Origin of the sequence: Halomonas flagellata, from assembly GCF_022487945.1 — a bacterium.
GTDB lineage: Bacteria > Pseudomonadota > Gammaproteobacteria > Pseudomonadales > Halomonadaceae > Halomonas > Halomonas flagellata.
Window position 1 is genome coordinate 1 of sequence record NZ_JAKVPY010000048.1, and the last position, 10,157, is coordinate 10,157.

The 10,157-nt window shown below is 66.2% G+C and carries 10 protein-coding genes; 8 read left to right on the top strand and 2 right to left on the bottom strand.

The genetic code is table 11. From position 1 onward, the window contains the following. Positions 1–238 precede the first annotated feature (238 nt). Together MKP05_RS20665 and MKP05_RS20670 are read left to right on the top strand one after the other, a co-directional pair. Positions 239–835 carry a DUF2931 family protein gene (locus tag MKP05_RS20665; protein ID WP_240570049.1) on the top strand — a complete coding sequence of 199 codons (597 nt, stop codon included), beginning with the start codon at positions 239–241 and terminating at the stop codon, positions 833–835. A 210-nt stretch (positions 836–1,045) separates the two neighbouring features. Next, on the top strand, positions 1,046–1,873 hold the full coding sequence (locus tag MKP05_RS20670; RefSeq protein ID WP_240570050.1) for a YecA family protein: 828 nt from the start codon (positions 1,046–1,048) through the stop codon (positions 1,871–1,873). An 88-nt stretch (positions 1,874–1,961) separates the two neighbouring features. Here the strand turns inward: MKP05_RS20670 and MKP05_RS20675 are convergent, their stop codons facing one another. Then, complete coding sequence (locus MKP05_RS20675; RefSeq protein ID WP_240570051.1) at positions 1,962–2,618, bottom strand: transposase; 657 nt, start codon at positions 2,616–2,618, stop codon at positions 1,962–1,964. Between the two features lie 116 nt (positions 2,619–2,734). Continuing rightward, positions 2,735–3,508, bottom strand: coding sequence for a M15 family metallopeptidase (locus MKP05_RS20680; protein ID WP_240570052.1), 774 nt, complete (start codon positions 3,506–3,508; stop codon positions 2,735–2,737). Between the two features lie 340 nt (positions 3,509–3,848). Between MKP05_RS20680 and MKP05_RS20685 the strand changes: the two genes are divergently transcribed. The 6 genes from MKP05_RS20685 to MKP05_RS20710 all read left to right on the top strand — a co-directional run. Next, positions 3,849–4,367 (top strand): GNAT family N-acetyltransferase, encoded by a 519-nt coding sequence (locus MKP05_RS20685; protein ID WP_240570053.1) that lies wholly within the window; start codon positions 3,849–3,851, stop codon positions 4,365–4,367. A 77-nt stretch (positions 4,368–4,444) separates the two neighbouring features. Beyond that, entirely contained in the window at positions 4,445–5,203 is a 759-nt protein-coding gene (gene elyC, locus MKP05_RS20690; RefSeq protein WP_240570054.1) for an envelope biogenesis factor ElyC, read from the top strand. 395 nt (positions 5,204–5,598) lie between these two features. Beyond that, entirely contained in the window at positions 5,599–7,377 is a 1,779-nt protein-coding gene (locus MKP05_RS20695) for an SLC13 family permease (RefSeq protein WP_240570055.1), read from the top strand. 105 nt (positions 7,378–7,482) lie between these two features. Then, entirely contained in the window at positions 7,483–8,313 is an 831-nt protein-coding gene (gene cysQ, locus MKP05_RS20700; RefSeq protein WP_240570056.1) for a 3'(2'),5'-bisphosphate nucleotidase CysQ, read from the top strand. Positions 8,314–8,775: 462 nt separating this feature from the next. Further along, positions 8,776–8,967, top strand: a complete 192-nt coding sequence (locus tag MKP05_RS20705) for a DUF433 domain-containing protein (RefSeq protein WP_240570057.1) — start codon at positions 8,776–8,778, stop codon at positions 8,965–8,967. Between the two features lie 9 nt (positions 8,968–8,976). Continuing rightward, on the top strand, positions 8,977–10,157 hold a 1,181-nt coding region (locus tag MKP05_RS20710), incomplete at its 3' end, for an MBL fold metallo-hydrolase (protein ID WP_240570058.1).

A 10,157-nucleotide genomic window follows, 5' to 3' on the forward strand; every position in this document is an offset into this window, starting at 1 on the left:
CCGCTGAGCTGGACGTTGACGGAGCCGTTGCAGGACGGCGACCAGGTCGTTAGGGTTTCACCCATGGCGGTTGGTCCTCCTGAATCAGGTTCTGCCAGGAACTCTCTGATTTATCAGTAGGATACCAGCCGCCATCTTCATTTCCAGGGCTGCCCGGTGAATATCAGGGGTTCAGGTGTACGCCGTGTCTTTGCCAACCGTCCCGGGAGCGTATTCAACGAGGCGCGGGAGGCCCAGGATGCCTGATTTGCTGCGCCTGGGGCGAGCTTTGCTGCTACTGGTGCTGTCATGGGGACTAACCGCCTGCGAGGCGGAACAGCAACGCTACGAGTTTTCCGTGCAGCCGGTAGGAGGGCCGCGAGGTTGGCCAGTTTGGATAGAGGAGCTGACTTTCGACCATTCATGGGGAACACCTGCAGGAAATTCCAGTGCAGGGTTTGAACATAGGCCACCTCGTCTTGGTGCAGTGAACATCTTGCCTCATCCGATGCCCGCACCGACGTCAATGCAGGCCCGCTGGTTCTCCTATCGTACCCAGACCTTTTACGAGATCGATCTGACGCTACCGGAGACGGATGAGCTGCTGCGTGAGTGGTATCGCGAATACCCGGCGTCCCGGTATCTCCATTACCTGGTAGCCGGCTTCTCCGGAGAGGGGGAGGTGCTCGTCTGGTGGCGTGCCTGGTGCCGAGATTGTGGCAGTGACCGCAGCCAGGACTTCCATGCACCGATCATCGAATCGGCCTTTGCGGAAGAAGTCGAGGGTGATCCGAGTACTTTTCGTAGCCAGACTGAACGCCGGGTGGAAGAGGGCGTGATTCCCTCGCCCTGGTAGTCTGGACCCCTTCGGCGTTGACAGTCCCGAATCGTAGGGGCCGTCCTCCGCTTCTATCGCGGGTATGAACCGGCATCCCGCTCTTGATACGCTACGCTCCTGAACCGTCAAGCACTTATGTAACGTTGTATGGAGCCGATGATGATGCCTGGTGCCGACGATATTCCTCCCCAAGTCGCTTTTGCCATCGAAGCTTTCCTGGAGGCCTCGATGCGCGACATCCTGCACCATGAAGAGGCCGATACCTATTTCGCCGGCGCCGACGCACTGCTGGAGCGCACCGGGCTGGCTTCGTGGTTCGGCACGGATGTGCCGTCATGGCCACTGGCTCGAGCGATATGGAACGCCACGCCGCTTCCTTCCAACGGCTTCCAGCCGCGGCCGCTACCGGTGCCGGGGCGCAACGATCCGTGTCCTTGCGGATCGGGAAAGAAGTTCAAGCGCTGCTGTCGCGGAGTGCCGACGGACGACTTCGATGTCGGTGCACGCCAGATCATGGCCTGTGCCGTGTCCCAGTTCACCGAGCAGCAGCGCGAGGTGGCCCTGCAGGAAGCGCCCGTAGTAGTCCGCCTGCTGGTGGGCGATGATGAGCTGGAGCGGAACCATCCCGACAAGGCGCGCGATATCGCTCTGGATATCCTGGAGAATCCGCCGCGCAACGCAGCGGACCACGCCCTGGTGATCGCCCTGCTCGGCAACGCCCATGACGCGCTGGGCGATGAGCGCACCGGTGAGCGCAAGATGCACGACCTCGCCGATCAGCTCAGCGGCCTGCCCGCCGCCGCGGCGTTGCAGTGGTTGGCCGCAAGGCAGCTGGATCAGCAACAGCCTCACGCGGCACTCGAGCTGGTGGTCCGGGCCAGTGCCGAGGCCCCCGACGACGTGACCAACGGCATGCTCCTCGTCGTTACCCTGCGCGCCATGGGCGAAGACGAAGGGGCCCGCGAAGCCGCGACCGAGTGGCTGGAACTTGCAGAGGAATGTGGCGATCACGTCTCGGCGGAGTGGTTCCACGAACAGCTCGAGGCGTTGCTCTGAAATCAGCGGGTTGATAGGACTCCTGGGGTCAGACCCCTAAGCAAATTTTGGGGTCTGACCCCACAAATTTGACCCCACAAATCCCTCGCTAGGGGGCCGAGCCGAGGCGGCGGGCAACGGACTGCTGGAAGGCTTCGCTGCCCAGCGCGCGGCCGCGGCGGGTCTGCTGGCGAATCTCGTCGAGCAGATGAGTGGGCAGTTCGCTGCGGAACAGCTCGCGGTAGCGGTGCCGGCGTTTATCCGGGGTGGCGCCCAACCCGGTGTAGATGGCGTGGGGCTGCACGAGGGGATCGTCGCGGCCCAGGGCGTTGGCGTGGTGGCTGGACCACTCGTAATCGGCTGGCCGGGCCACCATGCCGGCCCGCACCGGGTTGAGCTCGATATAGCGGTAGCAGGCGAAGAGGTAGGGCTCTTCCGCCACCAGGCAGGAGCGGTAGCGGCCCTCGAAAAGCCCGCCGGTGCGCTGGTGACGGCGGTTGAAGTACTGGGCGTAGCGCTGCCCGAGCTCCTTCATCATCTGACTCACGCCCTGCGGCTCCTCGCGGGGCGTGGCCAACAGGTGAACGTGGTTGGTCATCAGTACATAGGCATGGAGCGCGATCTGGTACACCTGCCGCAGCTCGTCGAGCAGTTCGAGGTAGTGCAGCGCATCCTTGCGGTGAACGAAGCAGGCACCGCGATTGTTGCCGCGCTGAATCAGGTGGAGCGGTGTATCGGGAAGCAACAGCCGAGCCGGACGCGCCATATTCGCACTTCCTTGTGCCGGGGACGGTTCAATGCCCAGTATAGCCCTAAATCTGCTTAGTGCTTGGCGGGGGTCAGACCCCTAAGCGAATTTAGGGGTCTGACCCCAAAGGGGGGTTAGCCAAGCTGCCGTCGCCAGCGGTGCTCGATGGTGTCGAGGTCGGCGGGGCCGTAGACGGCGTGCGGGTGCCCTCCGTAGCGGGCCCACAGCTGGTCGCCGAGGTCGTAGTGCCACCATTCGCTGGGCAGGTTGGTGAAGCCCTGGTCGAGCATCACGCTGTAGAGTAGCCGGCGATGGTCGCGGGCGCGTTGCTGGCGGGCGTCGAGTTCGCCGAGCCGCTCGAGGTGGTCGCTGTGCGAGGCGGGCACGGCCTCGTCGAACAGGGTGCCCATGTCCAGCGCCAGGCCGTCGGCGTCGCACAGGGTGACGTCCACGGCGCCGCCGGTCAGGTGCGGGCTGGGGGCCTGCGGGTCGCGGCTGGGCACCGAGATGAATTCCCGTGTGCGGGTGAGCAGCTCCGCCTCGCTGGCCGCGGGGTGGTGGGCCCGTATCACCTCGCTGAGGGTATCGAAGAGGTATTGCTGCACCCGCCAGGGCCGCCAGCCGTCGAGCACCACCAGGCCGAACCCCTCGGGCAGGGCGCGGGCGGCGGCGAGCAGGCGCCGGTAGACCCCCTCGCGCACGAAGCACTCGGGCACCGCGCCGGGAACGCCCAGCCGGGCATAGGCCGGGTAGACCCGGATCGGCCAGGGGGCGAGGCTCATGGGTACCAGGGGCTCACCGCAGTCGGCGATCGGTATCCGGTTCACCCGGGCCCAGTCGGGCTCGGCGCGGTGGGTGATCGCCGGGCAGGCGAACGCGGATCGAGGAGAGGGGGTCATGTGCGACATCGGGTCATCCAAGGGTGGCCGGTAGCCAGAGCATCAGCGAAGGGAACAGGATCAGCAACAGCAGCACGCCGATCGCCCAGATGGTCTTGAACAGCGAGACGATCTCCAGCCAGCTCACCGCCGCGACGACCCCCTTGCGTTATACTCCGTACCCAAGCGTACAGGGATGTTACCGACGACATGGCCAACCACGACAACGGCTACAAGCTCCTATTCTCGCATCAGCGGATGGTGCGTGACCTGCTCACGGGCTTCGTGAAGGAGGAGTAAACTTTGGGGTCAGACCCCTAAGGAAAGTTAGGGGTCTGACCCCTTTGTCGTGCGGTAGAGAGATACCCCCATGCAGATAGCGAAGATGACGGAGGCCGATTTCCGGCGCTTCTGGCCTACCTTCAAGTCGGTGGTGGCGGCCCGGGAGACCTACGCCTTCGACCCCGGCCTCGGTTACGCAGACGCCTACACCCTATGGTGCGAGCTCCCGCAGTTCACCTACTGCGCCAAGGAGAACGGCGAGGTGCTGGGCTCGTACTACCTGAAGCCCAACGCCGCAGGCCCGGGTGCCCATATCTGCAACTGCGGCTACATGGTCGCCCCCCAGGCGCGCGGCAGGGGCATCGCCAGGGCGCTCTGCCTGCACTCCCAGGAGCTGGCCATCGAGGCCGGCTACCTGGCGATGCAATTCAACGCCGTGGTGTCGACGAACGAAGGCGCCATCAGGCTGTGGCAATCGCTGGGCTTTGACACGATCGGCAGGGTGCCCAAGGGCTACGACCATGCCAGGTTCGGGCTCGTGGACACCTACATCATGTACAAGGCGTTGCGGGGGGAGGCTGGTAACGCCTCAGGGTCAGACCCCTAAGCGAAATTTGGGGTCAGACCCCAAAGGGGATTTAAGGGTCAGACCCCAATGGGGTAGGTGCCCAGCAGGAGAATGCCATGTACGACGCCCTGAAGGGCCTGGCTGCGGAATTGCTGATGCCGCTGCCCATGATGGTGGTGGCCGTGGTGGTCGGTATCTCGTTGCGGCAATTCGGCCTGCGCCGCCTGGGGAATGCCCTGTGCATCGCGGCGGTGAGCCTGCTGATGCTGGCGAGTTGGGCACCGGTGGCCGATCGCCTGCTCGGGCCCCTGGAGCGGCGCTATCCGGCCATGCTGGTGCCGCCCGATGCGCCGGTCGAGGCCATCGTGGTGCTGGGTGGCGGCTGGCAGCCGGAACCGGAGTGGCCCGTCACCGCGCAGCTTTCCGAGACCTCGCTGCCGCGCCTGATGGAAGGCCTGCGGCTGTGGCACGCCCGGCCCGAGGCCCTGCTGGTCGTCAGCGGCGGCAGCAGCCAGGCGTGGTTGCCGGGCGTGGCGGTGGGCTACGCCCGGGCCGCGCAGGCGCTCGGTGTGCCGGAAGCGAGCCTCGTCGTGCTCGACTCCGCCCGGGATACCGGCGAAGAGGCCCAGGCCGTTCGCGACCGTCTGGGCGAGGGCGCCAGTATCGTGCTGGTGACCTCGGCATCGCACATGCCCCGGGCCAAGCGGCACTTCGAGGCGGCAGGGCTGCGTCCGCTGCCGGCGCCGACTCATTACCTGACGGGCCGGCAGAACAGCGGCTGGCGCTACTGGCTGCCGGGCGCCGAGCACTTGGCCAAGACGGAGCGCGCCCTCTACGAGAGGCTGGGGCGCCTGGTCGTGAAGTGGGAACATTAGGCATCCTAAGTTGATTAAGGGGTCAGACCCCAAAGCAGAATTAGGGGTCTGACCCCTCAGGGGGCTTTGGGGTCGTACCCCGGGTGCCGATGGCTTTCCCGGCGCTCAGCCATGGAGCATGGCCGTGCGGTGACGTAGAATGGCGCGATCATTAAAACGATACCGCAGGGGCTGCCGAGCCGAGGCTTGGCAAGGGACGATGAAGGGGGGCGGAGAACCGCTACCCCGGCATGACGTCGTTCATGCCGCCTTCCAGGGCGCTTCATGGCTCCCCTTGTTCTTTCTCGCCGCTCGCCCACCTTCGGTATCCACACCTGGTCCAGGGCATGGGAAGGCGCCCGGCATGATCCCCGGGCGGTAGCGTGCCCGCATGGCCACGGATGGACACGAGTCACTTGACCGACGCGCTCTCGATAGCTGCCCTGCTGACCCAGGGCACCGTGCTGGCCGTACTGGGCACCCTGGCGTTCACGCGCATTGCCCCCGATGTGATCCTGATGGCCGCTATGGCCTTCCTGGTGATCAGCGGCATCCTCACCCCCGGCGAGGCCCTGGTAGGCTTCTCCAACCCCGGCGTGATGACCATCGCCACGCTGTACGTGGTGGCGGCAGGGCTCAAGGAAACCGGCGCCATCCAGTGGCTGGCCCATCGCCTCCTCGGTCAGCCGCAGCGCCTGCGTCATGCTCAGCTACGGGTACTGCTGCCGGCTTCCGGCCTCAGCGCCTTCATGAACAACACCACGGTGGTGGCGATGTTCATCCCCGCCGTGCAGGAGTGGGCCGGGCGCCTCCGGCTGCCCCCCTCCAAGCTGCTGCTGCCGCTGAGCTATGCGGCCATTCTCGGCGGCACCTGCACGCTCATCGGCACCAGCACCAACCTGGTGGTGAACGGCCTGCTGCAGACCGAGATGGGCATCGGGCTCAGCATGTTCTCGCTGGCGTGGGTCGGCGTGCCGCTGGTGGTGGTGGGTGGCGGCTTCCTCTACCTGTTCGCCGACCGGCTGCTGCCCAACCGCCAGGGCGTGCTGGAGCAGCTCGAGCAGGCCCGCGAATACGCCGTGGATGTGGTGGTCGATGACAAGGGGCCGCTGGTCGGCAAGACCATCGCCGATGCCGGCCTGCGCCATCTCAGCCACGGCTACCTGGCCGACATCGAGCGCCACGGCCGGCTGCTGACCGAGGTGCCGCCGGAAACCGAACTGCAGGCCGGCGACATCCTGGTGTTCATCGGCGACCCCGAATGTGCCCGCGAGCTGCGCCGCATCCATGGCTTGAAGCCCGCCAGCGGCGACGTCCACAAGCTCGATATCGCCCACCACCACCGCTGCCTGGTGGAGGCGGTGATCGGCCCCGACTTCGGCGGCCTGAACCAGACGGTAAGCGAATCGCGCTTTCGTTCCCGCTACCAGGCGGTGATCCTGTCGATCTCCCGGCATGGCGGGCGACTGACCGGCAAGCTGGGTGACATTCGCTTTCAGGTGGGCGACACCCTGCTGCTCGAGACCGCCCAGGACTTCGTCGACCAGTACCGCTACCGCAAGGACTTCCTGCTGGTCAGCGGGCTGCACGACTCCACGCCGCCGGACTTCCGCAAGGCCCCCGTGGCGCTGGGCATCCTCGGCGCCATGGTGGTGGCCAGCGCCAGTGGCCTGCTGAGCATCCTGGAAGCGGCGCTGCTGGCCGGCGGCGGCATGCTGGTGACGCGCTGCGTGCCGGCCAGCAAGGCGCGGCGCTATGTGGACCTCTCGGTGCTGATCGTCATCGCGGCCTCCTTCGCCCTGGGGGCGGCCATGACCAAGACCGGCGCCGCCGCGCAGATCGCCCAGTGGCTGCTGCTGAGCGACGACCTGGCCCCCTGGGCGGCCCTGGCGCTGGTCTACCTGATGACGGTGGTCTTCACTGAGCTGATCACCAACAACGCCGCGGCGGTGCTGATGTTTCCCATCGCCGTCGCCGTGGCCGAGCAGTTGGGCGTCAACTTCATGCCCTTCGTCATCGCCATCATGTTCGCCGCCTCGGCCAGCTTCATGACGCCCCTCGGTTACCAGACCAACCTGATGGTGCTCGGCCCCGGCGGCTATCGCTTCACCGACTACCTGAGGCTGGGCACCCCGCTGAGCCTGATCGTCGGCGCCACCGCGGTGGGGCTGATACCGTTGGTGTGGGGGTTTTGAGAGGCAAGACGCCGCTTCGCGGCTGAAGAATGAAGAGGTAAGAAGGAGGGCGTCACTCTCTTCCCTCTTCCTTCTTCTCTCTTCCGTCTGATTTAAGGAGTTGTTTTGACCCATTTCGTAACCAATGAGCTGCGCGCCCGCCTGATCGAGGGCGTGCACACCGCGGGGCGCGAGGTCCTGGCGATCTACGCGCAGGACTTCGCGGTGGAAACCAAGGACGACGCGAGCCCGCTGACCGAGGCGGACATGGCCTCCCACCATGCGCTGGTGGCGCTGCTGGAGAAGTGGGCGCCGGGCGTGCCGGTGCTCTCCGAGGAATCCGGCGAGATCCCCTTCGAGACGCGCCAGGGCTGGGAGCGCTACTGGCTGATCGACCCGCTGGACGGCACCAAGGAGTTCATCAACAAGAACGGCGAGTTCACCCTCAACCTGGCCCTGGTCGAGCAGGGCGTGCCGGTGTTCGGCATCGTGCATGCCCCCGTGCTGCACACCACCTGGGTCGGCCTGGTGGGTGGGGAGGCCTTCAAGGTGAACAGGGGGATCTACTCCCAGGTGCGGGTGCGCGAGCTGCCCGACCCCGACGTCGAGCCCTGGAAGGTGGTCGGCAGCCGTCGCCACGGCGCCGAGACCTTCGAGGCCTTCTGCGCTGCGCTGCCGAATCATGAGCGGGTTTCCATGGGCAGCTCGATCAAGCTCTGCCTGGTCGCCGAGGGGGCCGCCGACCTCTACCCGCGCCTCGCGCCCACCAGCGAATGGGACACCGCCGCCGCCCAGGCCGTGGTCACCGCCGCCGGCGGCGAGGTGCTCGACGCCACGACCCTCGAGCCGCTGCGCTGCAACCGGCAGGACAGCGTGCTCAACCCCTGGTTCATCGCCTGCGGCCAGCGGGATGAGCGGTGGGAGAGGGCGCTGCGTGCCAGCCTGCCAGGCAGTTGAAGACAGACGGCTAGCGGGGCGGGTTACCGACGCTGGCGCCGCCTCCGGGGCCTGCCCACCGGGATGTCGAGGTCACCGCGGGGAGTCCATATCGCCGAGGCGCATCGGGCACGGGGTCAGACCCTGAGGCCTCCCCAGAAATATTTCTGCATTATCAATGCGTTGGGCATGGGTGGGTGGCAGGTTGCCAGCGCTGCCGGTCCCTATGGGGTCAGACCCCGGCGGCGGCGAATCCGCTCGCAAGACGCACTATGACGGGCTTCGCGACTTGGCTGGGGTCTGACCCCATAGGGGCAGCCTCGGCGCCTTCTTCGGCGAACAAGCTGTCAACGTCGAGAAAAACGTGGGGATTTCGTCAGGGTCAGGCCCCAAGGATGTAACCTCGACATCTTCATCTCGTGGAGTGGTATCGCGGGTTCAATAACGTCTAGTCTTGTGGATGTGCCTCGTCAGGAGGTAATCATGCGCAACCTTCAATCAAGAATTACGATTAACCCCGACCAGTGCGGCGGCCGGCCCTGCATTCGCGGGATGCGAATTCGGGTAGTCGATGTGCTTGATCTGCTGGCACAGGGTTTGACGACCGAGCAGATCCTGGAGGAAATGCCCGACCTCGAACGGGAAGATATCGAAGCCGCTATTAACTACGAATAAGAAGGCAACGTGAACATACGCCACCACGGCGGCGGGGCGGGCGTCACCGGCAGCTGCCACCGCCTGCAGATCGCCCCGGGCCGGGCCCTGCTCGTCGACTGCGGCATCTTCCAGGGGCAGGACGCCGAGCACCTCGACAGCCTCGAGCAGCACCAGGTGCGCTTCCCGGTGGAGGACGTGCTGGCGCTGGTGGTCACCCACGTGCACATCGACCACATCGGCCGGTTGCCCTACCTGCTGGCGGCGGGCTACCAGGGGCCGATCCTCTGCTCGGTGCCCTCGGCACGCCTGCTGCCATTGGTCATCGAAGACGCCCTGAAGGTCGGCTTCACCCGTGACCGCGCCCTGATCGAACGCTTCCTGGCCGAAGTCCAGGGGCGGCTGGTGGCGTTGGACTACCAGGCCTGGCACACCGTGCTCGACGACGAACGCCACCGCCTTCGCGTCAAGCTGCAGCGCGCCGGGCACATCCTCGGCTCCGCCTACGTGGAAGTGGATACCCAGGACAAGGCCAGCGGGCAACGCCGGCGCACCGTGTTCTCCGGCGACCTGGGCGCGCCCTACGCACCGTTGCTGCCCGCGCCCAAGTCGCCGTACCGCGCCGACGTGCTGGTGCTGGAGAGCACCTACGGCGACCGCCGGCACGAAGACCGGCGTCACCGCCGCGACAGGCTCAAGGCCGCCATCGATAGAGCCCTGGAGAACGGCGGCACCGTGGTGATCCCCGCCTTCAGCGTGGGCCGCACCCAGGAGCTGCTCTACGAGCTGGAAGGGCTGATACACCACGGCCGTGACGAGCGCTGGCGCGAGCTCGAGATCGTCGTCGACTCGCCCCTGGCCGCCCGCTTCACCGCGGTGTACCGCGAGCTCAAGCCCTGGTGGGACGCCGAGGCGCACCAGACGCTGCGCCGCGGCCGCCACCCGCTCAGCTTCGAGAACCTCTACACCGTGGACGGCCACGACGCCCACGAGCGCACCGTGGCCTACCTGGCCGAGAGCGGCCGGCCCGCGGTGGTGATCGCCGCCAGCGGCATGGTCAGCGGGGGCAGGGTGGTGAACTACCTCAACCCGCCTCTTTCATCAGGCCCTTTGCTGAGCGGCACTTCCGGCATCTCAGCAACGCTCAGCCAGTTCCTCCACCATCTCGCTACCGAGCAGCGAGATTCTGATAGTGCGAGGCTTTTGAATCC

Bases quoted from the DNA above. Each gene is read 5' to 3' on its own strand.
- MKP05_RS20665 (WP_240570049.1), top strand. From the start codon at position 239: ATGCCTGATTTGCTGCGCCTGGGGCGAGCTTTGCTGCTACTGGTGCTG.
- MKP05_RS20670 (WP_240570050.1), top strand. From the start codon at position 1,046: ATGCGCGACATCCTGCACCATGAAGAGGCCGATACCTATTTCGCCGGC.
- MKP05_RS20675 (WP_240570051.1), bottom strand. From the start codon at position 2,618: ATGGCGCGTCCGGCTCGGCTGTTGCTTCCCGATACACCGCTCCACCTG.
- MKP05_RS20680 (WP_240570052.1), bottom strand. From the start codon at position 3,508: ATGTCGCACATGACCCCCTCTCCTCGATCCGCGTTCGCCTGCCCGGCG.
- MKP05_RS20685 (WP_240570053.1), top strand. From the start codon at position 3,849: ATGCAGATAGCGAAGATGACGGAGGCCGATTTCCGGCGCTTCTGGCCT.
- elyC (WP_240570054.1), top strand. From the start codon at position 4,445: ATGTACGACGCCCTGAAGGGCCTGGCTGCGGAATTGCTGATGCCGCTG.
- MKP05_RS20705 (WP_240570057.1), top strand. From the start codon at position 8,776: ATGCGCAACCTTCAATCAAGAATTACGATTAACCCCGACCAGTGCGGC.